Raw genomic sequence first — 24667 nt, 5'->3', positions numbered from 1 at the left:
GGGTTGCCCGTTTCGGGTGTTCTTCGCGTGCGGTTTCCGCAGTGGGGTGGTGTCGGCAGAGGGTTCGGGGCCTGGTCGGCCAGCGGGGCGGCGGACCGGGCTGCGGGCGGATCGGCCGGCGCTGAGAGCTAAGGGTTCAGCACCCAGGCGGAGTCGTGCCGGCCGAATCCGATGTGCGGGTAGTACTCGGTGGCCTGCGGCGCGGAGAGCAGCACGATCTTGGCGCTCGGCGCCTCATCGCGGGTCTTGCCGATGAGCGCGCGCCCGATCCCCAGCCGCTGGTGGCGTGCCGCCACGCAGATGTCGGAGAGGTAGGTGACGTAGGAGAAGTCGGAGACGCTGCGCGCCATACCTGCGAGTTCGCCGCCGATGCGGCAGGTGACGACCAGGTTCGCGTTGCGCACCATGGCGGCGAAGCGTTCGGCGTCGTCCACCGGGCGGCGTTCGCCCAGTCCCGAGGAGCGGTACAGCGCGACCACCTCGGCGACGTCCGCGTCCTCGCCGCGGACCCGCTCAATCTTCCAGGTCATGTAGTGCCTCCAGCCGGTTGAGAACCGTGTCGTGATTGGCGAGAAAGCGTTCGGGGTGCAGCGGCGGGGTGTCGATACCTTCCTTCGCGAGTTCCGTGTCCAGCCCGGTGCCCGATGCCGCCGAGCGGCCGGCGGCGGCCTGCACCGACCGGTAGGCGGATTCGCGCTCCGCGCCGCCGCGCAGCAGGTCGGCCAGCACCGCCGAGCTGAGCACCAGCCCGCCCGTCTGCTCGGCGGCCGCCCGCATGCGGTCGGGGAACACCTCCAGCCCGCCGATCAGCTCGGTGGCGGCGGTCACCTGGTAGTGGCCCGCGATCAGGCTGTCGGGCAGGAAGACGCGTTCCACCGCGGAGTGCGACAGGTCCCGCTCGTGCCAGAGAGCCACGTCCTCCAGGACCGGTCCGACATGGCCGCGCAGCACCCGGCCCAGGCCGCACAGCCGCTCGCTGCCGGTGGGGTTGCGTTTGTGCGGCATGGCGCTGGACCCCTGGTAAGAGTGCGTCCGCCGCTCCTCGACCTCGCGGACCTCGGTGCGCTGGAGCAGCCGCAGCTCCACCGCGACCTGTTCCACGCACGCGCCGAGGGTCGCCACGGCCTGCACGAGTTCGGCGTGGCGGTCGCGGGCCACCACCTGGCTGGGAGCGGGTTCGACACCGAGCCCGAGACGTTCGCACACGTATTGCTCGACAAAGGGGTCGATGAGCGCGTAGGTGCCCACCGCTCCGGAAACCGTGCCCACGGCGACCGACTCGCGGGCGGCGCGCAGCCGCCGCAGGCAGCGGTCCATGGCGAAGGCGAACCCGGCGAGTTTGTGCCCGAACGTCGTCGGTTCGGCGTGGATGCCGTGCGTCCGGCCGACGCACACGGTCTCCCAGTGCGCCAGGGCCTGCGCCGTCAACGCGCGCCGCAGGTCCCGGGTGGCGCCTATCAGCAGGTCGGCGGCTTGGGCGAGGGTGTGGCCGAACGCGGTGTCGACCAGGTCGTAGCTGGTCATGCCGAAGTGCACCCACCGGGCGGACCGCTCGGGGATGGCTGCGCAGTAGGCGGCGAGGAAAGCGAGGATCTCGTGGTCCCGCTCCCGCTCCTGTGCGGCGACGTCCTCGGGGGAGGGCACCGGCGCGCTGCGGATGTCGGCGAGCGCGGCCTCGGGTACCACGCCCAGCCGCGCCTGGGCCTCGGCCGCCAGCACTTCCACCCGGGCCCAGGTGGCGAAGCGCGCCTCATCCGACCACAGCCGCGCCATCTCCGGACGCGAGTAGCGGGGTATCACCGGGCACCACCGCCCGGGCGCGGGGTGCCCGCCGCCGGGTACGCGCGCCGTTCAATACGCTGCGAAGTACTCACGCTGCTCCCATTCCGTGACTTCGCCGGCCGGGTCGCCGGTCGGCTGTTCGTCCTTGCACCAGGCCTCGTAGCGGGAGATCTCGCTCTCTTTGAGGCGGGCGAGGCAGGCTTGCAGCGGTGCTCCAAGCAGGCGCCGGGCCTGGTCGCTGCTGCGGAACGCGTCCAGCGCCGCGGCCAGCCCTTCCGGGAGCGGATCCCCCGGCAGGCTCCCGGACACCGCCGCGTTCTGTTCGGCCCCACCCGGCCCTGCGGCGCCGGCCATCCCGGCCATTCCGGACAGGCCGGCTCCGAACTGCGCGGCGAGAGCGAGATAGGGGTTGGCGCACGGCTCGGCCGCGCGGTTCTCGACGTGCGTGGAGGAGCCGGCGCCGAGCACCCGCACCAGGGCGCTGCGGTCCTCGTGGCTGCAGCCGACATGAGTGGGCGAAAGCGCGTAGCCGGGTGCGAACCGCCGGTAGCCGTTGATCGTCGGCACGGAGAGCAGGCACAGGTCCACCGCGCGCGCCAGCAGTCCGCCGACGTAGTCCCGCTGCTCGGCGGCCTCCGCGCCGGGTTCGGCGGCGAACACGTTGCGGCCGGTGCCGGCCGCCGCAACGGACTGGTGCACGTGCCATCCGCTGGGGTCGAACCCGTTCAGGCGGGGCAGGGCCATGAACGAGGCGTGGTAGCCGCGGCGTGCGCACACCTGCTTGGTGAAAGTGCGGAACAACAGCATCGCGTCGGCGGCGTCCAGCGCCGACATGGGGTCGAAGGTGGTCTCGATCTGTCCCGGCCCGGACTCGTGCTCCATGGACCGCAGCGGCAGTCCCAGTTCGATCAGGGCCATGGCCAGCGGGTCGGTGACCGGTGCCACCGCGTCGTACAGGCCGTCCAGGTTGAACTGGTAGCCGGAGTCGACCGCGCCGACCCGCGGTGCCTCGCCTTGGAGGCCGAACCCGTTGCCGGCGTTGCCCGCCGGGCCGCCGAGCAGCCGCGTCAGGTGCCACTCGACCTCCAGGCCCGCCACCGGCACCAGCCCGCGGTCGGCGTAGTCGCGGCATACCCGCCGCAGCACGGCGCGGGACGACAGCGGGTGGGGTGTGCCGTCGCGCAGGTACTCGTCACCGATCACCCAGGCGGTCCGCGGCGCGTCCGCCCGCGTGCCGTCGGCCGGCAGGACCTGGAAGGTAAGCGGATCGGGAACGACAATGAAGTCGCCCGCTCCGGCGATCTCCCCGACGATCATTCCGGAGTCGGCGCCGAGGAAGTCCACGGCGATGGCGTGCCCGGTGTCGAAGAGGAACGGGCCCGGGCTGAAGTCCATACCGTTGCGCAGCACCCTGCGGAACGCGTCGGCCGTCAAGGTCTTGGACCGTGCCAGGCCGTGCGGGTCAGCGAAGACCAGTCGGACGAGGCCGACTCCGTCGAGTTCCCCCTCGATCCGTTCGGCGGCGGCGCACTGGCCGTCGTTCCACAGGCCGAATCGGGAGATGTACGCCGACTGCCCGACACTGCTCTCGGCTTGGGGTCGGGACCACGAGCGGGTCACCATCGCTCACACTCCTTCTTGCTCGGGCTCGGGCACTGCCGGGAGCGGCCGGAGGGCGGCCTCCGCGCGCTCGGCTGTCGAAAGCACCAGTTCGTCGGAGCCCACAGAGCCCACCAACTGGACCCCGACCGGGAGTCCTGCGGCGGTGGTGCCTGCGGGCAGGGAAATCGCGGGTTGGCCGGTCATGTTGAACGGGTAGGTGGCCGGGGTCCAGGCCAGCCACAACAGGTCGCGCGGGTCGGCGGCCCACGGCGGGCCGATCGCGTGCGCGGCGAACGGCTCGACGGGGACCGTCGCCATCGCGAGGAGGTCGTAGCGGCGCATGACCTCGCCCAGTCGGACACGCAGGTCCAGCCGGGTCTGCTCGGCGCGCGCCAGATCCGCGGCACTCAGCGTGCGTCCGTGGCGTATGACGGCGAGCCGCCCGGAATCGCACCGGTCGTCGTGCTCGGGTGCGGCCCCGGCGGCCTCGGCGGCGGCCAGGATGTCCACCAGGGCCGGGTAGGGGTCCGCGAACGGGACGCCGCAGTCCTCGACCCGGTGTCCGAGTCCGGACAGAACCGAGCGGAGCCGCTCGCTGACGCGGCGTACCTCCGGTGCCGTGCCCGGGAACTCCAGCCAGCCGACGCGCAGCCGTTGCGGTTGTGCGCGGCTCCCGTGGGTGGGGCCGCCCGCGGAGTCGGGGTCGTCGGGGTGCGGCCCCGCCATCAGCCCGGCGAGTTCGGCGGCGTCGCGCACGTTCCCGGTCAGCGGCCCGAGGTGGGCGAGCCGGTCGGGCCCGGTGGGGACGTAGGGAATGCGTCCGAACGAGGGCTTGAACCCCACTGTTCCGCAGAACGCGGCGGGGATGCGGACGGAGCCGGCGCCGTCGGTGCCCAGCGCCGCCGAGCACAGTCCGGCGGCCACCGCTGCGGCGGCGCCGCCGCTGGAGCCGCCGGCCGAGCGGGCCGGGTCGCGGGGATTGCGGGCGGGGGCGCCGGCCGGGCCGACGGTGCTCGCGCTCCACCCGTGTTCGGAGGTCGCCGTCTTGCCGACGATGATCGCCCCGGCGGCCCGCAGGCGCTGCACAGCGGGAGCGTCGCTGAGCGGGCGCGGGTTGGGCAGCAGCGAGCCGCGCGAGGTGGGCAGGTCCCGGGTCTGCACGAGATCTTTGACCGCGACGGTGGTCCCCAGCAGCGGCCGCCGCCGCCAAGCCGCGGGGCCGAGCCGGGAAATGCGCTCGTCGGCCGCCGCGGCCTCCTGCAGCACCCACTCGCCGGCGACGCTGACGAAAGCACCGAGCGCTTCGGCGGCGCGGATGGCGTCGAGTACAGCGCTGACATGGTCGAGGACGGTCGACTCGCGTCTGCGCAGCAGGTCGCGTGTCCGTTGGATTCCAGCACAGGTCATGGCTCCGCCTCCGACGTGCTCGGACGTGCCGGCCGGCGGGCCGGCGCCGGCCGGAGCTGTTCCGGTTGCTGCGGTCGATCAGGGCAGGACGGTCAAGGCCGATCACGGAAATACACAGCTGGATTGAACGAAGGTATTGACGCGGCATCCTCCAGGCGGCGGCGGTCCTGCGGTGCAGCGCAGGGCAAATGCCGTCCGGATACCGGATGATCAAGAGAAGCGCGGCGTCAGGGCGTGCGGCGCCTTTCCGATGACCAAAGCTAAATGGCGGCCCCGATACTTGCATCGACGCGTGGGTGAACAAACGGGAAACGAGCCGGACTCGGTCCGTATCGGGCCCGTGTCTTCCGCAAACATGGGGCGGATCGCGGATCGCCCAACCGGGCGGGCTTCCGGAACAGAAGTGTCGTCCCAGGTATGTCCGGCGATCGCTCGGATCCCCTGGAATTTGGGATTTGTTTCCGCGTCGTTAATTATCGTCCGTCGAGCGGGAGCATAACCTTGGGGTTTTGTCGGCGGCCGGTGCCGCGCGTATTGCGGAAGCCGCCGGATAAGTATGGTTCTCCGTATATCGCCGCACGTGAAACGAGGGCGAATGAAGACCAACGGAACTTACATCGCCGGAATTGCAACCGCGGATCCCGAACTTATCGACACGTCCGCGGCCGTCGCCAACGGCTGGTACGACGCCGACGAACAGGAGCGGAGCCGGCTGCAGTCGATCGCGGTCGCCGGCGGGGTCCCCGCTCCCGACCTCGCGATCGAGGCGGCGCGGTCGGCTCTCGACCGGTCCGGGCACGCCCCGACCGACATCAGCGGCGTGTTCCATTCCAGCGTGCACGCCCAGGGCCCCGACGGGTGGTCGGCGCAGCACTACATCAACCTGCACACCGTCAACCAACCGGTGACCTCCGCGGAGATCCGCAACGGCTGTGTCGGCTTCTTCTCCAGCCTCCAGTTGAGCGCGTGCTACCTGGCCGCTGCCGACGACCGCACTGCCGCCCTGCTGACCTGCGCTGACAACTTCGGTACCCCCGCCGTCGACCGCTGGCGCGCCTCGGACCTGTTCGTACTCGCCGACGGAGGCGGCTCCATCGTGCTGTCCAAGCGCAGCGGCTTTGCCCGGGTGCTTGCGGTACACGCCGTTTCCGACCCCGAGCTGGAGGAGCGGCACCGCGGCCGGGAACCCCTCTTCCCGCCCGGTATTACCACCGGCGCCAAGCTCAACTTCCGCGAACGCACCCAGTACGTGGCCCGCAAGTGGCGGGAGGGCGGGCCGGCACCCGCAGGGGACTTCGGCTCCGTCGTCATCGACGCGGCCGAGACCGCGTTGAAGGAGGCGGGCACCGCCCTGGACGATATCGCCCGCGTGGTGCACGACGGCTTCACCTACCCGGCCGTCCGCGACGTGTTCCTCGATCCGCTGGCCATCGAGGAGGAACGCGGTATCTGGGAGTTCACCCGCCACTACGGCCACGCCGGACCGCTGGACCAGATCCGCGGGATCCAGTACCTCTGGCGGGAGGGCGGGGTAGGCGTCGGCGACCGCGTCCTGATGCTGGGCGGCGCCCCCGGCATGGAGGCGGCCGCGGCCGTTCTGGAGATCACCTCGGCTCCGTGACCCCCCTGCCCCCTGGTCTGCCCCTGCCCTACTGACCCTGCCCCGGGGCCGCGTGGCCGATCTGACCCACGCGGCCCCGGCCGCCCCCGCCGTGTCGCTGCGCGCCGGCGTGAACGGGGGCCATGCCCGCATGGACGGCGCCGGCGCCGTCCGACCGGAGGCGGGGCTGCCCTGCGGAAAGCAAACGGGTTAGCCGGAACCGGCCACTCCTCCCGTCCGCAGCAGTGCCCGCCCCGCTCGTCCGCCCGCCCCCGCGGTCGTTTTCACAGGTCGCAGGCGCGTGGCCGCCCAGGCGCCCCCGTTCGGGGCACCGCCGCAGTGCCCTTCTGCCCGGCTTGACCCCCGCCCCGCGGGTTTCTACGCTTTGAAAGCTTTCCAACAAGCTTTATGGAGGAATTTATGCAGACGAGTGTCGCGGTCGCCTACCACAGCACCTACGGCCACACCGCCAAGCAGGCCGAGGCCGTGGCCAAGGGCGCCGAGCAGGTCCCCGGCACCGCGGTCGACCGGATCAGCCTGGCTGGGATCTCCGACCGGGACTGGGAGCTGCTGGACCGCGCCGACGCGATAATCTTCGGCTCGCCGACCTACATGAGCAGCGCCAGCGCGGACTTCCGCGCCTTCGCCCAGGCGACCAGCAAGGTCTGGGCCGACAACCTGCGGTGGCGCGACAAGATCGCCGCCGGGTTCACCAACAGCGGCTCGATGAGCGGCGACAAGCTGCACACCCTCGTTGAGATGGCGCTGCTGGCCAGCCAGCACGGCATGGTCTGGGTCGGGCTGGACGTCTACGGCGGCTGGAACACCTCCGAGGGCACACCGGGCGACCCCAACCGCCTCGGCAGCTGGCTGGGCGCAATGTCCCAGGCCAACAATGACGAAAGCCCCGAATCCGCGCCGGTCGCCTCCGACCTCGCCACCGCCGAGATCCTGGGCGCCCGCGTGGCGCGGATCGCCCGGTTGCACCAGGCCGGCGGCGCCTATCTGGCCGAGAACCCCGCCGAAGGCGGCGCCCTGGCCTCCTCGGACGGGCGCTGACGGTGTCCGCCGAAGAGACACGCTGGGCGGACGCGCACGAGCACGCATCCCTCGTGCGCGACCGCGCCGCCAGCCCTGCCGAACTGGTCGAGGCGGCCATCACCCGCGTCGAGAACGAGGATCCCGTGCTGGGTGCCATCGCCGCGCGGACCTTTGATCGCGCTCGCGAGGAGGCCGCGGCCGACGACGGCACCAAGCCCTTCTCCGGCACACCCTTCCTGCTCAAGGACCTCGGGTCGACACCCGAGGGCGTCGAGGCGACGTTCGGCTCGGCCTTCCTCAAGGGCTTCGTCCCCGACCACGACGCCGAACTGGTGCGCCGGTTCCGCCAGGCCGGGCTGTGCTCGCTGGGCAAGACCAAGGCCGCCGAGTTGGGGCTCATGCCCACAACCGAGGCCGGGCTGTACGGCCCGGTGCACAACCCCTGGTCGCCGGACCGCTCGCCCGGCGGCTCCAGCGGCGGCTCGGCGGCCGCCGTCGCCGCCGGGTGGGTGCCGGTCGCCCATGCCAACGACGGCGGCGGTTCCATCCGCTACCCGGCCGGGTGCTGCGGTGTCTTCGGCATGAAACCCACCAGGGCACGGACCACCCTCGGCCCGGACATGGGCGATCTGATGAGCGGCCTCGTTGCCGAGCACGTGGTCACCCGCTCCGTGCGGGACAGTGCCGCCGTGCTCGACCAGGTGGCCGGTCCGGCCCCGGGCGACCCCTACCACGCCCCGCAGAGCGGCGGCTTCGCCGATGCGGCACGCTCGGGAACCGGGCGCCGGCTGCGTATCGCCGTCGCACCGCCGCACGGTTCCGGTCAGGAGTCGCCGCAGGCCCGCGCCGCTGTCGAGCGCACCGCGGCGCTGTGCGCCGAACTCGGGCACGACGTGGTCGAGGCCGCGCCGCCGGTCCCCGACGGCCTGCTCCCCGAACTGTTCGCCACCCTGTGGACGGCGGGAGCCACCGCGCTGCTGCGCGCCTATGCCCCCATCGTCGGCCGCACCCCCGGCCCCGAGTGGGTGGAGCCGCTCACCTGGTGGCTGGCCGAGCAGGGCAGGAACGTCGACGCCGCTGACTACCTCGGTGCGGTGGCCCGCATGCACGCCCTGGGGCGCCAGGTGGCGGGGTTCTTCGCCGACCACGATGTCGCCGTCTCCGCGACGACACCCGACGTCGCTCCACCGCTGGGCTGGTTCCACGACGGCGACCCGGCGCGGAGCTGGCAGCGCATCCTCGACTTCGTGCAGTTGATCCCCTTGGCCAACCTCACCGGGCAGCCGGCCATGTCCGTCCCGCTGTACTGGACCCCCGCCGGCCTGCCGCTGGGCGTGCACGCCCTGGGGCGGTTCGGCGACGAACGCACCCTCTACGCCCTCGCCGGAGAGCTGGAGCGTGCCTCCCCGTGGTCGGACCGCCGGCCACCAGCCAGGAAGGAAGCATCCGTATGACCCCCACCGACGAATCGGCCGACCGGGCCGCCGCGCCTGCCGGCGGCGCAGCGGAACCGCCGAACCCCATCGACGACGTGCTGTGGCCGCTGCTGCGCGGTTGGGCCGTGATCACGGCGGGCCGCCTCGGTGTGTTCCGCACCCTGGAATCCGGTCGGCACACCCTGCCGGAACTGGCGCAGGCGGTCTCGTGCCCGGAGCACGGGCTCGGTGAGCTGCTGCCGGTGCTCACCGCCAACGGCTACCTCACCGAGCAGGACGGCCACTATGCCAACGGCGCGCCCGCGCGCACCTGGCTCACCTCAACCGGCACGGTCGACTTCACTCCCGCCCTGCTCTGGGGCGAGGGCTTCGCCCAGGTGGCCGCCGACCTCCCCGAGGCGGTGCGCTTGGGCGCCCCCGCCACGCCGGTGTGGGAGCGGATGGCCGCCGAACCGCGGATCGGGGCCGAGTTCTCCGCTTTCATGCGGGCGAAGTCCCTGCTCACGGTGGACGAAATCGTGGACCGGGTGCCGTTCGTCCCCGGGCCGGACCCGGCAATGCTCGACCTCGGCGGATCGCACGGGCTGCACACCACGGCGTTCTGCCGCCGGTACCCGGAGCTGCGCTCCACCATCCTGGACCTCCCGGCGGCGCTGTCCGGCACCGCCGCCGCCGTCGAGGAGAACGGGGTCGCCGACCGGGTGCGGATCCGCGAGGGCGACTACCTCCGCGACGACCTGGGCGAGGGCTACGACCTGGTGCTGTGCTTCGAGATCCTGCACGTGCACTCCGCATCCGACTGCGCACGGCTACTGGACAAGGCCGCAGCGGCGCTGCGCCCGGGGGGACGCATCGTCATCCTGGAGGAGGTCCGCGAAACTCCCAACACAGCACACAACGCCGCGTTCAGCTTGGCGATGTTCGCCTGCACGGGCGCGCGCACCTACACCTTCACGGCGATGCGCGACTGGCTGCGCGAGCGCGGCATGCCCGACGCCGAACGCATCGACCTGGCAGGGGGCTCGACCTCAGTGGTGACCGCGGTCAAGAAGTGACCTTCCGCCGACCGCGGTGACCGGCCCCGTCCGGCCGTTCGCACCTGCGGCGCGGCCGTCTCCAACGGCGGCGCGAGCCCCTGCTCCGGCCCCGGCCCCCTGATCCCGTGCCGAGCCGCCGAATCCCGTTGTCCCGCGCCTCCTGCCGGCTGCGATATCCCACGGGAACTCCATTCCACCAGTCCGGAGACGAAGGTCTTCCGTTTCCGGGTCGGGCGGTCATGCCAAAAAACGCTGTGTCGGCATGCGCTGCATTATTCAAAAACGTGTTGCCGCCATGTCGAAACCGTTATGCCATAAAATATTTCGGTCCGTATCGGACATGAATCAGGGGTAATATGTTCGCCAAATTGAGTCGGCGATATTCGGAAGAATGGGTAAACGCCGCTGAATTCGCCCGAGAACAGTATCGCAGCCGGTACCGGGCCGACACCGTCCCGGACCCCGACAGTTTCGTCGTGGCGCGTGTCGGCGAAGCGGAGCCGACCGGCTCCACCCACCGGGACCGGTCGGACGGCGCGGCAGGCATCGTCGGATGCGCCGGCCTCACCTTCCACTCCGGAGTCCCGTTCTTCTCGGAATGCTACTTGGACGCTCCGGTCGAGGCGGCCGCCTCCGGAAGCCTCGGTCTGTCCATCGACCGGGACCGCGTGGTCGAGGTCGGTCCGCTGGCATCCGCCGGGCACGGATACGGCACGGAACTGATCCGGTTGGTGCCGATCCTGGCCTGGTGCCAGGGGATGAGCCACATTCTGTGCACGGTTCCGCCCGCGCTGGAGCGCTCGATGAACCGCCTGGACATCCGGTTCCAGCCGCTGGCCCCGGCCAACGAGGACCGCATCCCCCGCGACCAGCAGGGCAGGTGGGGCACCTACTACGACCAGAGCCCCCGCACCGGCATCATCGCGTTGGACGCGCTGATGCCCCTCTTCCAGAACTGCACCGGGCGTTACCTGTTCAACGAGATCACGGTGAGCAGCTTCGGCAGCGGACACCAGGAGGGCGGGTACTCGTATGCGCGCCGTTGAGGAGGCCCTCGCCCGCAACGCCGGCGACGAGCGGCCGTTTGTGGAGACGGCGGCCGGTCCCGGAGGCGCGGCCGGGACACGGACACAGCCCCGGACACTCTCCTACCGCGCCGCCGCCCATTGCGTCGCCGTGCTTGCGGCCGAGATCGCGGCCGCCTGCCCGCGCGGGCGCCGCCGCGCCGGCACCGGCGACCGGCCCCGGGTCGGTGTGGTGATGGGCAACAGCCCCGAGTTCGTCGTCGCGGACCTGGCCCTGGTGACCGCCCGCTGCACCGAGATTCCCGTGCCGCTGGCGTTCTCCGCCGAGCAGGCGCAGAGCCTGCTGGACGACGTCGACCTGTGCCTGGTCGACTCCGCGGGTGCGGTGCGCGTCGAGGAGTGGGGGGCGGGTGTGCTGCCCGGATCCTGCCCGGTGCACGAGGTGGAAACCGGCGGGTTGCTGCGGCGGCCTATGTCCGCGGGCGCCGGGCACCGGCCGTCGGAAACGGCGGACGAGGCGGTTCCGACGGCTCGGCCGGATGCGGCGGCCGGGCCCGGAGCGGTTCCGGACGACTGGATCGCCAAGATCATCCACACCTCCGGGACGACGTCCCACCCCAAGGGTGCGCTGATCCGCGCCGCCGGCCTGGAGGCGCTGCTCGAATCCCTCCACGCCGCGATGCCGGACCGCGCCTACTCCCGCTACCTGTCGATGGTGCCGTTCAGCCTGCTGATCGAGCAGGTCACCGGGATCTATCTGGTGTTGCTGGACGGCGGGACCATCGTGCTGCCGCCGCCGGAAACCGAGCTGGTCGGCACGGCCTCAGGTGCGGCTGAGGCCGTCCTTCCCCTCCTGCGCCGCAGCGCCGTGACCGCCCTGGTCGCGACCCCCGCGGTCATCGGCGAGGTGCTGCGCATCGGCGAAGACTCCGCAGAGCGCGGCGAGGACCCTGTCGCCGCGGTCTTCGGTACCAGCACGGCGCCCCTGGTGTGCTGCGGCGGGGCGCCCGTGCCGGTGGAGTCGCTGCGTCGCTTGGACCGGCTCGGCATCGCCGTCTATGAGGGGTACGGGCTTTCGGAGAACAGTTCCGTCGTCTCCTGGAACACCCCCGCCCACCGGCGCATCGGCACGGTCGGCCGACCGCTGCCGCATGTCGAGGCCGCACTTTCGGACGGTGGCGAGCTGCTCGTGCGCGGGCGCTCGCTGTTCGCCGGATACGTGCGCGAGGACCCGTCGGCCTGTGCCGTTGACGACGGCGGTTGGCTGCACACCGGCGACCTCGCCGAGATCGACGATGACGGCTACATCCGCATCACCGGGCGCAGCAAGAATGTCATCATCACAGCCGCCGGCCGCAATGTGAGCGCCGAATGGGTGGAGGCCCAGTACACCCGCCTGCCCGAGGTGCGCGCGGCCGCGGTGGTCGGCGACGGGCTCGACGACCTCCACGGGCTGTTCATCGTGACCGGTGACGCCGCAGCGGCCCGCGCGCGCATCGCCGACTTCGGGCTGCGCAACCTCTCCGGCGTCGAACGCGTGGCGCGGATCCACGCCGCCGCCGAACCCACCCCTCTCTACGACGAGTTCTTCACCGTTACCGGCCGGCCCAGGCGGTCCGCGGTCCTCGCCGCGGTCACGGCAGGCCGAATCCGCCATCAAGAGATCGAACACCCGACGGAGGGAGCACACATGTCCGCCCGATTCACCACCGGTTCCTACGGCGAGGGCAGCGGGAAGCTGCTGACGGCCCAGGGGGGAACCACTCTCGGCGACCTGGAGCCGCGCGAGCTGATCCGGCTGCTGAAGGATGCCGGTTTCCTTCTCCTGCGCGGCTTCCAGCCCGGACTGACCGAATTCTCCGCTTTCGTCAGCGCGCACTCGGACCGCGTCACGCTCGACCCGGCCCGCTCCTTCCACGGCGGCGAGGTCGCCCAGAAGGTCGACGCCGGCACCGCCGCCCTGGGGCTGCACATCGAGAACGGCAACAGCCCGTTCATCCCCGACCTCACCTGGTTCCTGTGCGAGCGCGCGGCCTCGCACGGTTCGCAGACGACCGTGTGCGACGGCTACCGCGTCTGGGAGGCGCTCTCGCCTGCCGCCCGCGAGGCGTTCGCCGCCCAGCCCATCGTCTACGAACGCGAGGTCGAAGAGCAGAAGTGGAAGGCGTTCGTCCAGCACCACAGCGACGACGGCAAGCCGCTCGACGAAATCACCGTGGACGACATGCGCAAGCTGTCCAACGACCCCGACTCGACGGTGATCGAGCCGCAGGACGACGGCTCGGTCATCTACTCCTTCCGCACCCCGGCCGCCCGGACGACCCTGTTCGGTGAGCGTCTGGCCTGGGCCAACAGCATCTTCGGCCCGTCGTTCAACTACCGCCGCCCGCACATCGCCTTCGCGGACGGCACCGAGTTCAGCCCCGAGCTGTGGCAGGAGATGACCGAGGCCACCGAGGCGTGCACGGAGGACATCGACTGGGAGCACGGCGACGTCGCACTGATCGACAACACCCGGGTGATGCACGGCCGCCGCGCCATCACCGACACCGACCGCACCATCTACAACGCGCAGAGCTACCTGCTCGCGGAGCTGCGGTGACCGCGGCGGACAGCCCGATGGTGGAGCCGGCCGCGGGCCTGGCCGACCCCCCGGTGCGGCGCGTCCTGGACCGGCTCTTCGCCGGAGTCGCGGAAGACGGGGCCATCGTCGCCCGCGCGCGTGCCGAAGCCGCCGAGCTGGCAGAGCCGCCCGGCGCCCGCCTGACCAGCGACCTGTGCGCGGAAGCGAGCCTGGCCGTCACTCCCGACCTGGGCAGATTCCTGTACCAGGCGGTGCGGTGGGCCCGGCCGGCCGCTGTGGTCGAGTTCGGCGCGTCGTTCGGGGTGTCGGCGATCCATATCGCCGCTGCACTCCGCGATAACGGCGGCGGCCGGCTTGTCACCACGGAGCTGCACGAGGGCAAGGCCCGTGCAGCGGCGGCGAACCTGGCCGAGGCCGGCTTGTCCGCCTACGCCGAGGTCGTCGCGGGGGACGCCCGCACGGCGCTGGCCCGGCAGCCGGGTGGACCGCCCGATGTCGACCTGCTGATCATGGACGGTTGGAAGGAGCTGTACCACGAGGTACTGGAAGCGGTGGAACCGCGGCTGCGCGACGGCGCGCTCGTGATCTCCGACAACCTCGGGATGCTGTCCGACGACTATGTGGCACGGCTGCGGCGCAGCGGTGAGTACGTGTCGTCCAGCCTGCCGCTGGGCTCCGACGGGGTCGAGCTGTCGGTGCGCAGCCGCCCGGCCGCTCGGGGCTGACCGGGACGGCCGGAGCCGGGAGGGGACACCGATCGCCGCGTTCGGGGAGGCGGGGGACCACCGTGCAATGGCTACTGAGCCTCGCGGTCGCCACCTCCGCCTCCCTGCGCGGCGGCGCTGTGCGCACGGAGGACAGGAGAGGTGGCCGAGGGGGCGATATCGCCCATGGCGGTCAGCACGTCGCGGAGGTCGTCCGCCGCGGCACGCGTGGTTGCGGGATCGGCATCGCGCAATGCGTGGGCCGTGCCGCGTGCGGTCATGCGCACGGCCTGCTCGGCGACCTCGATGCCCCTGTCGGTCAACTGCACCCACGAACTGCGCCGATCGCTGGCGTTGGCGTGCCGCTCGACCAGCGCGGAGTCGATCAGGCGGCGCAGCACGTTGCTGGTACCGCCCGAGGAAAGCAGGAGCCGCTGGGAAAGCTCCGAGGGGAGCAGGCGGTGCGGGGCGGGGGCCCTGCGCAGGGTCGCGAGGATGTCGAACTCGGCGCGGGTGAGGTTCATCCGGTCGAGCTGGGCACCGGTCTGGTGATCCAGCAGGGCTGTGAGGCGGGCCGCGCGTTTGAACAGTTCCAGCGGCAGCCCCGCGATCTCGGGGAGCTCGGTGCGCCACGAGTCGAGGATGTCGTCCACGACATCGCGGTTCCGCGGCTCGTCTGCCTTCTCTCTCATGAACATATTTTAGTCATCCGTATAACATTCGGGAAAGAGGACTCGATGCGCGACGCGCAGGGGCAAGCGGCGGCGCCGATGGTCGCGGGCGGACACAGGCGAACGGTCGACAGTGCGCTGGGTCTGTGGCGCCGGATCGGAGCCGCTAGGGGGGCACGGGTCACCGAGCACCCCGGTCACCTCGTTGTCGACGGTACCGGGGAGCAAGGAGGCCTGCGCGTAGTGGTCGGCCCGAACGGGTGCACGCCAGAGGAGGCCGGGCACATCCGCGAGCTGGTGGACGGAGCGGGCGAACGGAGCGTGACGGTCGAGGACCACTCCGCCGAGCTGGAATTCCCCGGTCAAGCCGGCCTGAGCATGCGCACCATCCCGGTCATGGTCCGGCTTCCGGGGCCGCCGGCCGGGGACGGGCCGGACAGGAGCGGTGCGGTACACGTCCGCGAACTGGCGACGGCAGGCGAGCTGGGTGCCGCCGAGCGCATGATCGTGGAGGACTTCCCCGTCCGCGCGTTCCAACCGCATGTCCCGCACCGCATGCTCCCGGCCGAGCTGCAAGCCGATCCGTCGATCACCTTCCTCGGCGCATGGCGGGCACACGGTGGGGAGGCCTCCGGGGCCGGCGCGGCGGGCACCTGCCTTGTCCTGAACGAGGCCGGCGCAGCGGGCATCTACTGGCTGGTCACCGCCGGCGGCCACCGCTCCGGCGGGGTGGGCAGGGCACTGATGACCGCGGCCCTGCGGCTGCTGCCCGACCTGCCCGCAGTGCTCTGCGCCACTCCGGCCGGTGCGCCGCTGTACCGTTCCCTGGGCTTCGAGCACATAGCCGACTCCCATTGGTGGAGCCGCTGACGCGGTGGCTCGGGACACCGGCCGCGCCGGAGCCGCCGGCCCCGGCCCCGGCCCCGGCGTCGTTCGGCCGCGTGGCCGGTCCCGGTCACGCCGCCGCCCGCGCTGCGCCCCGGCGGGCCCGCCGGGGCGCACCGGCCGCCTTCCGCACCTGGCCGGTTGCCGTGCACTGCTGCTCTGACCTAGACGAACGGGGACGCGGACCGCTCGCGGGCACAGAACACCGACCGCGCCCTCCGGGCGGCCACCTGAGACGGCACGGGCGGCGTGCCGGCAGGTCCGTGTCTTACCTGGCGGGCAGGAGCAGCAGGTCACCCGGAGGCGGTGCACCGGTACCCCGGCGAGGCGCCGGGTATGTCCCTGTTTTGCGCTGGATCCAGCGCCGCTGCACCGGCCGAAACCCGCCGGCCCCATACGCAGCATCTTCGCCGAAGCCAGCGGAACGGAACGCGGGAAACGGTTCCGGGAAATGCCGTCCGTTTCACGTGGCCGTCTGGTCCACTTGAAACGGACACTCCTTGTGCAGGCCAAATGATTTACCGGTCGGGCTCGTCCCGGGAGTCGGTGCCGGTTTTGTTCGGGTCTTGTGCCGGACGGTTCCGTATGGTTTATTTCTTCAGGGCGCCGAAGTGCGCCTCTGCGGAATCCGTTCACTTTGGAGGGAAACTCGGTGAATATCCACGACCCGGCCGGAAGCATGATCGAGGAACTGAGCGACCAGGACCTTTCGGGTAAGGAAGGCAACCAGTCGGGTGGTATTTGGACGGTTCCCGGAACCAGCACGATCGGCGCCGTGTGCACGATCTCGTGGGAGTGCAACGGCGGTACCGTCTGCGGAATCGGCTAAGGAAGCAGCCGGCTCGGCGGCGTCCGGGCGGCCCCCGGAATTCCGTCGGCCATAGGCGAATCCGGAAATAAAAAGGGCGGAAGGCCTCTGCGGCGCGGAGGCCTTCCGTCGCGGAATAGGAGTACGCACGTTGCTTCGGTCTGGCGGCCACTGGAATGCTTACTTCCCCGAACTCGCGTCGGCCGGCGATGTCGATTCGCTCATCCGCAGGATTTCGGGCCCCGATGCGGAAAGGATGCCGGATCCGCCGGCGGATACGCGGACCGCTCCGGCGCCGCGTCCCGCTGAGACCGACGCCGAAGCCGCGGCGGCGGCGCGCGGGGCCGACGGCGGCCTGTTCTCCGGATTCCTGGCGACCGTCCTGGGCCCGGAGTTGGCGGAGCTGGACCGGACCATCCGTTCGTGTCCGCTGGCCGGACCCGGCGGTGATGACATTTTCCGGGCGCTGGCCGGCCGGCTCTTCGACCGAGCGCGCGGGCTGTGCCTGCGGACCCTGGTGACCGAACTCCACGACCACCGGGAACGATCGGTGCTCACCGGCGCGGACAGCCGGGCGCGGTACGCCGAGTTCGAGCGGATCACGGCCGCGCGGTCCTATGCGGATTCGCTCGCCCGGCGCTATCCCGGGCTGGTTCCGGTACTCAGCAAGGCGGCAGCGGATTTTGTCGCCAATCTGCGGGTGATGCTTGCCCGGACCCGGGAGCGGCTGCCCGAGCTGTCGGCTGCGTTCGATCTCGGCGACCAGCCGTCGATCACCGGCATCATCTCCGGAATGGGCGACACCCACCGCAACGGTCGGACCGTTTCTTTTCTTGATTTCGCCAACGGCACCAGAATCGTGTACAAGCCCCGGCCGATGCAGGTCGAGCGCGCCTACCACGAGCTCGCGCGCAGGATGAGCCGGGAATCAGGGCTGCCGATCGGTTCGCTGCAGGTCGTCGCGGGCGACGATTGCGGATGGGAGGAGTTCGCCGCCGCGGATCCGGCGGCCGAACCCGGGGACGCCGAAGATTTCTACCGCAACACCGGCACCCTCGTCTGCCTGCTCCATTTTCTGCGGGCGACCGATGTCCACTACCAGAACATCGTCCGCCGGGGGACCGTGCCCTGCTTGATCGATGCCGAGACCCTGATGGCGAACAACCTCTCCGTCGACGGCGACCGCAAAACCGACAAGCGCGCCGCGGAAGAACTGAGCCGTTCGGTGAAGATGATCGGACTGCTGCCTTCGGTAATCGAGAACCCGAACAACGAACTCGGCGTGATGGATGTCGGCCTGCTGGGATACACCCAGGGCCAGGTATCACCCTTCAAATCGCTTGTCGTGGTGAACTCCCGGCGCGATGACATGCGCTTGGAGTTCCAGAACCTCCCCATCGGCGATCCCGACCCGGCCCCCCGCCTGGAAACCCCCGAAGCGGAGATCAGCGCAGTCGTCGCCGGATTCGAAACCGCCTACGACTGGATAACGGACCGCAAGTCCCGGTTCTCCGGCTGGGTGCGCGAACTGTTCGGCGACGTCGCGGTCAGATTCGTCGCCGAGAACACCCATTTCTACACGCAGCTCCTGCGGATGGGCACCCACCCCACTCTCCAGGACGGCGGCCACGCCAAAAGGCTGCTGTTCCACCGCGTGGGCGTGGGGCGCCCGGACGTGCCCGCCGCGATCCTGCGCGCGGAGATCGAGGACCTGCTCAACGCGGACGTCCCCTACTTTTCGCTGCGCACCGGCTCCACGGACGTCTACGATTCCCGAGGGCGGGATCTGGGCCGATACCTGCAGCAGCGGCCCATCGACTCGGCCGTGGAACTCATCGGCGCCGCTTCGCCCGCCGACCGCAAGCGCAACGCCGCGATCATCCGCCTGTCCTACGTGTCGAAGCTGCGGCATGCCGGCGACCGGACGGGTTTCACTTTCGGGGAACCGTCCGAAGGCGGTCGGCGGCCGCGGGAGCAGACCCGCAACGATGCCGCCGATAGCACCGAGCACACCCGGCACATCGAGCACATTGCCGCGCAACTGGTATCGCAGCGGATCGACGGCACCGGCGCACTGCCGCCCACGTGGATCGGCGCCCGGATATCGCCGACCGCGCTGCAGTATTGGAAGGTCGAGGAACTCGGCACGGATTTCTACTCGGGATCGCCCGGACTCGCCTATTTCCTCGGCCAGGCGGGGTCGGCACTGGGTCGCGCCGAATGGACGGATTCGGCACTGCAGTACTTTACGCGCATGGCCGAACGGCTCGTCGAGCATGGCATCCGGGATTTGCCCCACCTGCTTCCCGGGATGTACACCGGCGCCGGGGGAATCGCCTACGCAATGCACAACCTGGCCGCTGCGGCCGGCGCGCCCGAACTGAGCGATCTGGCGGCCGAACTGTGGCGGCGCATCCCGGAGGCGCTCTCGGACGAAACCGAGTTCGACGTCCTGGGCGGCGCGGGCGGGCTTCTCGGCGCATCCATCGCCCTCGCGGAACGGTTCCGCGGCACCCGGCACGAAGCCGTCCACCTCGAAGCCGCCACCGCCTTCTACGCCCGCACCCGCCGGGGTATCGAGGCACTGCGGGCGGATCCCGCAGCGGCCTACTACTCCGGCTACGCCCACGGGGTGTCCGGGGTCTACCCCTACCTCCTGCGCTATGGCGCAATGGTCGGCGACGCGGACGGCTGCGCCGACCTGGTGGACTTCCTGCTCGATCGCGAACGGGACCTCTTCGACGAGCGCACCGGTACCTGGGCCATCGGCAGTGATTCCGCGCAACCCGCCCACGGCTGGTGCCACGGAGCCCCCGGCATGCTGCTGGCCAAGTGCCTGGCCGCCACCTTCGAACCCGCTCGCTCCGACGAGTTGCGAGCCGAGATCCGGTTGCTCCTCGACACGTGCCTGTCGTCGTCCTTCGGCCACAACCTGACCCTGTGCCACGGCGACCTCGGCAACCTGCAGATCGTCGGGTTCGCGGCCGAGGTACTCGGCGATACCGCACTGCAGGCCAGGGCACAGCGCCGATTCGACGACTTCGCCGCCGTCAACGTGCCCGCACTACTCACCCGTGAAGGCAACCGGCACGTGCTGGCCGAAAGCGTCATGGCCGGCCGCTGCGGGATCGGACTGGCCTTGCTGCAACGGAGCCGCCCCGAGGCCGTCCCGCCCACCCTGTGGTTCCTCCGGTGACGCCCGGCCGGGTCGGCCCGGCCGGACGGGCACTCATGGCGGCAGCTGCACTGCGACACGGGGAGGTGTTCCGGCGATGAGGGTCCGCCCGCTCTACCAGAACGTGCAGACCGAATGCGGCCTCTGCTGCTGCGGCATGCTGATCTCGGTCCACGACAAGAACTTTTCCATGGCCCGGTTCCGGCAGCTGTACGAAGTCGGACGCGACGGGATGACCGTCCGGGACATCGTCAACGTGCTGCGCGACAGCGGCCTCAAGACACGTGCCCTTCGCGTGGCCCCTGGCGGCGCCGGCGCGGTCGCCACGCCGTTCATCGCTTTCTGGGACCGGCGCCACTTCGTGGTCGTCGAACAGGTACGGGACCGGGAGGTCCGCATCGTCGACCCGGGCCGGGGCCGGCTCCGGATCAGCGCCGCCGAATTCGAGGCGTCCTTCTGCGGTACGGCCATCACGGCCGAGCCCCAGCCCGGATTCACCGCGAGTTCCCAGCGCCCGAGGAACGAGTGGTGGCGGCTGCTGCCGTATGTGCGTTTCGCGGCCAAGCCCCTCATGTCGCTCATCGCCGTATCGCTGATCGCGTTCGGCACGGTTCTCGCCGTGCCGGTGCTGACCCAGGTCCTGGTCGACGCGCACGTCGCGGGGCAGGGCGGCGCCGCGGTGCTGCCCGCCGTCCTCGGCGCCGCCGCGGCCGGATACCTGGCGGCGCTTGTGGGCAAAGTGCTGCTGACGATCCGGTCGGTCAAGCGCATCGGCAGGTTCATGGCGGACTCGGTGTTCGAACACCTGCTGCGCCTGCCCTACAAGTTCTTTGCGATGCGTTCCTCCGGCGACCTGCTGTTCCGGCTGAACAATGTCACCCGGCTCCGCGACTTCCTGGCCAACGACCTCATCAGCGGGGCGTTGAGCACGCTGCTGACCGTGGTGCTGGCCGGATACATGCTGCTGAGGTCACCGCCGCTCGCAACGATCGCCTTCGCGCTTTTCGCAGTGACCCTGGCGCTGCTGTTCGCGACGCGGCAGCGGATCTCGCATGCGTCGCTGACCGAGATCGAGGAGCAGGCGAAGGGGCAGGCGGTCCAGGTCGAGGCGGTCGGTTCGATATCGACCATCAAGACCAGCGGCGCCGAGGACGAGTTCATCGGGGCCTGGGAGGAGAGCAACCGGCGCATCCTGGACCGGTATCAGCGCAGGGCCTGGTGGCAAGGGTTGACCAACGCCGGTATCCAGGGCATCCAGATGTTCGGCCCGCTGTTCATCGTCGCCGCGGGCCTGCGGCTGGCGCCGGTGTCGGGGATGTCCTTGGGCGAGGTGATCGCCTTCCAGGTCGCGGCGACGTCGTTCTTCGCCCAGGTGTCGACCACGTTCACCACGGCCACGAAGCTGTTCGAGGTCAAGGCGCTCCTCTACCGGATCGGCGACATTCTGGACACGCCCGAGGACACCACGTTCACCGGCGGAACCCGCGGCACCGTGGGCGGGAGTATCGAGCTGCGCGACGTCTGGTTCTCCTATTCGCGCTACAGCGCGCCCGTGCTGCGCGGCGTCGATCTCACCATCGAGCCGGGGCAGAAGATCGGCATCGTCGGGGCCTCCGGATCGGGCAAGAGCACACTCGCCCGCCTGCTGGCCGGGCTGTACCACCCCACAAGCGGCGAGATCCGCTATTCGGGCCGCGGAATCGGCGAGTACCGAAAACGCGCCTTCTTCGACGCGGTCGCTTTTGTGCACCAGGAGGTCGTGCTGCAGAACAAGACGATCCGGGAGAACATCTCCTGGGGCACCGGGCGGGCGGAGCAGGAGATGATCGAACACGCGGCGCGGCGCGCGCGAATCCACGGGGAGATCACCGAGATGCCGATGGGCTACGAGACGCTGATCAGCCAGTTCGGCGAAAGCATCTCCGGCGGCCAGCGCCAGCGGATCCTGCTCGCCCGGGCTTTGTTGAAAGAGCCCCGCATCGTGATCCTCGACGAGGCGACGAGCTCGCTCGACACGGTCAACGAGCACGCGATCGCCGCCGAGTTCAACGGCCGCCAGGCCACCCGCATCGTGATCGCCCACCGCCTTTCGACGATCGAGGACGCCGACACGATCTATGTGCTCAACGAAGGGCGGATCGCCGAGCAGGGGACGCACCAGGAGTTGATCGCCGCCGGGGGCGGTTACGCGCTGCTCCACCGGCGCCAAGGCACCGCTGGGCAGGAGCTCCTCGCGCAGGAGAACTGACGCGGCCGGCCGGCCCGGCGCAAGCCCGCCGTCCGCAGGCGGGGCACGCATGCCTGCGCCCGCTCCGCGGGTTCGCGGAGCGGGCGCGGCCGGCGGATCCGGTGGTCAGATGGCGCGGCGCCGCAGCAGTACGGCCGCTGCCGCGAGGGAGACGGCCGCGTAGCAGGCCATGACCGCACCCCCCTCGGCGCGGGTCAGCGCGTCGGGAGCGGTCTCCATGAGCAGCATCTGTCCCCCGGCGCGGGACGGCAGCAACGCCGCGATCGGCTCGATCGCCTCCCACGGGATGATGCCCAGCGCGATCGGCAGCACGAGCAGAATGCTGAAGGCCGCCACCATGGCACCCGCCACCTGCCGGATCACAAATCCCAACCCCAGGCAGATCCAGGAGATCAGGGCGAGGTAGATACCGGTGCTGACAATGATCAGGGGAACGCCGGGTGTTGTCAGCGGATAGTCGATGCCTTCCTGGGCCAATACCGGCTGACTGAGTGCGTACACCAGTGCGGCACCCAGTACACCGATAAAGAACGACACTGCTCCGCTGATCAGCGCCTTGCCCCACAGCAGCGGGAGCCGCTTGGGTACGGCGGCGACCGAGAGCTGGATCGTGCCCGATGCCCACTCCGACGACGCGAACAGCACGCTGAACGCGACCACGAAGAGCTGCGCGAAGGTGATGCCGTTCGTGGCGAACTCGAAGAAGAAGTTGTCCGGAATGGCCTGGCCGCCGCGCCGGCCGGCGACACCGCCGACGGCGGTCATGACGCCGATACCGATGAACAGGACCGGGGCACCGCCCGCCAAAAGCCACGTTGACGGGACGCTCCACAGTTTCAACCATTCGGAACGCACGACGTTGGGAAATGTGAGGGACGGGGTGTTCCGGGTTTGGGCCGCGTGCTGTTCGGTTGCCATCGTTTCACCCATTCGGAACGGCTGTTTGGTATTCGACCGACTCCCGGGTGAGGTCCATGTACGCCTCTTCCAGGGAGGAGCGTTCCGGGGTCAATTCGTAGATGAGGATCCGGTTGTCGAGTGCGATGGAGGCGATCCTTTTGGCGCTCATTCCGTGCACTGAGAGCCCGTCGTCTTCCAGCCGGTCGGTACCGGCTCCCTCAGCGGTGACGAGTTGCGCCAGGCGCTGGGCCTCGGTGGTCCGCACAACGACGGTGCCGGCCTCGTTTCCGCTGATCACCTCGTTGATGGGGCGATCGGCGATTATGCGCCCTCTGCCGATCACGATGAGATGGTCGGCCGTCAGCGCCATCTCCGACATCAGGTGCGACGACAGGAACACGGTGCGGCCGGCCGCGGCGAGGCCTTTCAGGAGTTCGCGTATCCAGACCACACCTTCGGGGTCGAGCCCGTTGATGGGTTCGTCGAGGATCAGGGTGCGGGGGTCGCCCAGCAGCGCCGCGGCGATCCCCAGCCGCTGGGTCATGCCCAGCGAGAACCCGCCCACCCGCTTGCGCGCGACACTGCCGAGCCCGGCCTGCTCGATGACCTCGCGCACCCGCGCGCGGCCGATACCGTGCGTGAGGGCCAAGGTCCGCAGGTGTGCCTCGGCGGTCCGGCCGGGGTGGGCGGCCTTCACGTTCAGCAGCGATCCGACCTCCGCGAGGGGCGCGCGGCTGTCGGAGTAGGTGCGGCCGTTGACCGAGATCCGGCCCGACGACGGTTTGTCCAACCCGAGGATCAGCCGCATCGTGGTGGACTTGCCGGCCCCGTTGGGTCCGAGGAACCCGGTGACCTGCCCTGGGTTCACCTGGAAACTTACGCCGTCGACGGCCGTATGGTCGCCGTAGCGCTTGCTGATGTTCTCGATTTCGATCAATCAGGGCTCCTTGCGGGTGCCGATCATCGGGTGGCGAAATGCAGACCGTCCGAAGGACAGGCTAGGCCTGCCGCGGGCGCGCGGATATCCACCGCGCGGAGGATTTTCCGGCAATCGGATACTGACTTTCGGGACGCCGCGGAATTTGGCCGGTACCGGCCGTATCGCGGCCTGGCCGAAAGCGGCCAGATTTCCGCGGAAGCGGTGCGGCCGCTCCTTGCTGCCGGCGCCTGCCCTCGGCGAGGACGGGTTCCGGACGGGAACTCCAGGTGGCCCGGCGTTCTCGACGGCGGCCGCGGACCCCGATTCCGTTCGGAGGAAGCCGGTCATATAATGGTTCGGACGCGGTGTTCACGGCCGGATATTCAGGTGCGGGATCGCTCCTGCCAATGGTACTTCTGCTGGTGCAACTGCTGATTCGGGGTTGGGTCGTGTCTGACATTGGTTATCGGTTGGCGGGTGCGGCCTCCTTGGGGCCGGAATTATCCCGGCGGCTGGTGCCAGACTCCCTGTGGGAAGCCGCCGCACCTTTGATTCCGTCCTTCGGCACCCGGCGCCAGGGCGGCGGCACGGCGCCGGTGGACGACCGCACTGCATTCACCGCGGTGGTTTACGTATTGACCAGCGGATGCGTGTGGCGCCGGCTTCCCGCGGAATTCGCCGTTTCACCCGCCACCGCGCACCGCAGGTTCACGGAATGGACCAAGGCCGACCTGTGGCGGCGGCTGCGCGCTGCCGCGGCGGCCGGCACCCCCGGCGAACTCGGCTGGGCCTGCGCCATCGCGGACGCCGCTGCGGCCCGGGCGCGGGCGCCGGGCGCGGGGC

Annotated in this window: 19 protein-coding genes; 12 read left to right on the top strand and 7 right to left on the bottom strand. The window is 70.4% G+C overall.

Annotated features, from left to right (window positions below; genetic code table 11):
- Nucleotides 1-128: 128 nt before the first annotated feature.
- Genes ACYVD5_RS03835 through ACYVD5_RS03820 form a run of 4 tightly spaced genes read right to left on the bottom strand, consistent with a single transcriptional unit; the run spans nucleotide 129 to nucleotide 4791 of the window.
- Complete coding sequence (locus tag ACYVD5_RS03835) at nucleotides 129-530, bottom strand: GNAT family N-acetyltransferase (RefSeq protein WP_460999482.1); 402 nt, start codon at nucleotides 528-530, stop codon at nucleotides 129-131.
- Complete coding sequence (gene purB / locus ACYVD5_RS03830; protein ID WP_460999481.1) at nucleotides 514-1800, bottom strand: adenylosuccinate lyase; 1287 nt, start codon at nucleotides 1798-1800, stop codon at nucleotides 514-516. Before purB ends, ACYVD5_RS03835 begins: the two co-directional genes overlap by 17 nt.
- A 51-nt stretch (nucleotides 1801-1851) precedes the next feature.
- The gene (locus ACYVD5_RS03825; RefSeq protein ID WP_460999480.1) at nucleotides 1852-3405 is read right to left on the bottom strand and encodes a type I glutamate--ammonia ligase; all 1554 of its coding nucleotides are present in this window, start codon (nucleotides 3403-3405) and stop codon (nucleotides 1852-1854) included.
- A 3-nt stretch (nucleotides 3406-3408) separates the two neighbouring features.
- Nucleotides 3409-4791, bottom strand: a complete 1383-nt coding sequence (locus ACYVD5_RS03820; protein ID WP_460999479.1) for an amidase — start codon at nucleotides 4789-4791, stop codon at nucleotides 3409-3411.
- Nucleotides 4792-5386: 595 nt separating this feature from the next.
- On the opposite strand from ACYVD5_RS03820, the gene ACYVD5_RS03815 reads away from it, so the two are divergent.
- The 7 genes from ACYVD5_RS03815 (at nucleotide 5387) to ACYVD5_RS03785 (ending at nucleotide 14239) form a co-directional block, all read left to right on the top strand.
- Nucleotides 5387-6412 (top strand): ketoacyl-ACP synthase III family protein, encoded by a 1026-nt coding sequence (locus ACYVD5_RS03815; RefSeq protein WP_460999478.1) that lies wholly within the window; start codon nucleotides 5387-5389, stop codon nucleotides 6410-6412.
- A 399-nt stretch (nucleotides 6413-6811) separates the two neighbouring features.
- Complete coding sequence (locus ACYVD5_RS03810) at nucleotides 6812-7450, top strand: flavodoxin family protein (RefSeq protein ID WP_460999477.1); 639 nt, start codon at nucleotides 6812-6814, stop codon at nucleotides 7448-7450.
- A 2-nt stretch (nucleotides 7451-7452) separates the two neighbouring features.
- Nucleotides 7453-8886 carry an amidase gene (locus ACYVD5_RS03805; RefSeq protein ID WP_460999476.1) on the top strand — a complete coding sequence of 478 codons (1434 nt, stop codon included), beginning with the start codon at nucleotides 7453-7455 and terminating at the stop codon, nucleotides 8884-8886.
- Nucleotides 8883-9923 (top strand): methyltransferase, encoded by a 1041-nt coding sequence (locus ACYVD5_RS03800; protein ID WP_460999475.1) that lies wholly within the window; start codon nucleotides 8883-8885, stop codon nucleotides 9921-9923. The genes ACYVD5_RS03805 and ACYVD5_RS03800 overlap by 4 nt, the downstream gene beginning before the upstream one ends.
- Nucleotides 9924-10261: 338 nt before the next feature.
- Nucleotides 10262-10951 (top strand): thermostable hemolysin, encoded by a 690-nt coding sequence (locus ACYVD5_RS03795; protein WP_460999474.1) that lies wholly within the window; start codon nucleotides 10262-10264, stop codon nucleotides 10949-10951.
- Entirely contained in the window at nucleotides 10938-13532 is a 2595-nt protein-coding gene (locus tag ACYVD5_RS03790) for an AMP-binding protein (RefSeq protein WP_460999473.1), read from the top strand. The genes ACYVD5_RS03795 and ACYVD5_RS03790 overlap by 14 nt, the downstream gene beginning before the upstream one ends.
- On the top strand, nucleotides 13529-14239 hold the full coding sequence (locus tag ACYVD5_RS03785; protein WP_460999472.1) for an O-methyltransferase: 711 nt from the start codon (nucleotides 13529-13531) through the stop codon (nucleotides 14237-14239). The genes ACYVD5_RS03790 and ACYVD5_RS03785 overlap by 4 nt, the downstream gene beginning before the upstream one ends.
- A 71-nt stretch (nucleotides 14240-14310) precedes the next feature.
- Here ACYVD5_RS03785 and ACYVD5_RS03780 read toward each other — a convergent pair whose 3' ends face one another.
- Nucleotides 14311-14910, bottom strand: coding sequence for a MarR family winged helix-turn-helix transcriptional regulator (locus tag ACYVD5_RS03780; protein WP_460999471.1), 600 nt, complete (start codon nucleotides 14908-14910; stop codon nucleotides 14311-14313).
- A gap of 222 nt (nucleotides 14911-15132) precedes the next feature.
- Between ACYVD5_RS03780 and ACYVD5_RS03775 the strand changes: the two genes are divergently transcribed.
- The 4 genes from ACYVD5_RS03775 (at nucleotide 15133) to ACYVD5_RS03760 (ending at nucleotide 22005) form a co-directional block, all read left to right on the top strand.
- On the top strand, nucleotides 15133-15759 hold the full coding sequence (locus ACYVD5_RS03775) for a GNAT family N-acetyltransferase (protein ID WP_460999470.1): 627 nt from the start codon (nucleotides 15133-15135) through the stop codon (nucleotides 15757-15759).
- A gap of 583 nt (nucleotides 15760-16342) precedes the next feature.
- Entirely contained in the window at nucleotides 16343-16603 is a 261-nt protein-coding gene (locus ACYVD5_RS03770; RefSeq protein ID WP_460999469.1) for a plantaricin C family lantibiotic, read from the top strand.
- Nucleotides 16604-16733: 130 nt separating this feature from the next.
- Nucleotides 16734-19778 (top strand): type 2 lanthipeptide synthetase LanM, encoded by a 3045-nt coding sequence (gene lanM, locus ACYVD5_RS03765; RefSeq protein WP_460999468.1) that lies wholly within the window; start codon nucleotides 16734-16736, stop codon nucleotides 19776-19778.
- A 76-nt stretch (nucleotides 19779-19854) separates the two neighbouring features.
- Nucleotides 19855-22005, top strand: coding sequence for a peptidase domain-containing ABC transporter (locus ACYVD5_RS03760; protein ID WP_460999467.1), 2151 nt, complete (start codon nucleotides 19855-19857; stop codon nucleotides 22003-22005).
- A 105-nt stretch (nucleotides 22006-22110) separates the two neighbouring features.
- On the opposite strand, the gene ACYVD5_RS03755 is transcribed toward ACYVD5_RS03760, so the two are convergent.
- Entirely contained in the window at nucleotides 22111-22923 is an 813-nt protein-coding gene (locus tag ACYVD5_RS03755; RefSeq protein WP_460999466.1) for a hypothetical protein, read from the bottom strand.
- A gap of 4 nt (nucleotides 22924-22927) precedes the next feature.
- Nucleotides 22928-23842 carry an ABC transporter ATP-binding protein gene (locus ACYVD5_RS03750; protein WP_460999465.1) on the bottom strand — a complete coding sequence of 305 codons (915 nt, stop codon included), beginning with the start codon at nucleotides 23840-23842 and terminating at the stop codon, nucleotides 22928-22930.
- A 497-nt stretch (nucleotides 23843-24339) separates the two neighbouring features.
- Here ACYVD5_RS03750 and ACYVD5_RS03745 point away from each other — a divergent pair.
- A partial coding sequence (locus ACYVD5_RS03745; RefSeq protein WP_460999464.1) for a transposase occupies nucleotides 24340-24667 on the top strand: 328 nt, incomplete at its 3' end.

This window comes from Streptomonospora sediminis (assembly GCF_054778995.1).
Note: the sequence above shows the minus strand (reverse complement) of the source record. Positions and strands in the feature narration are given on the sequence as shown.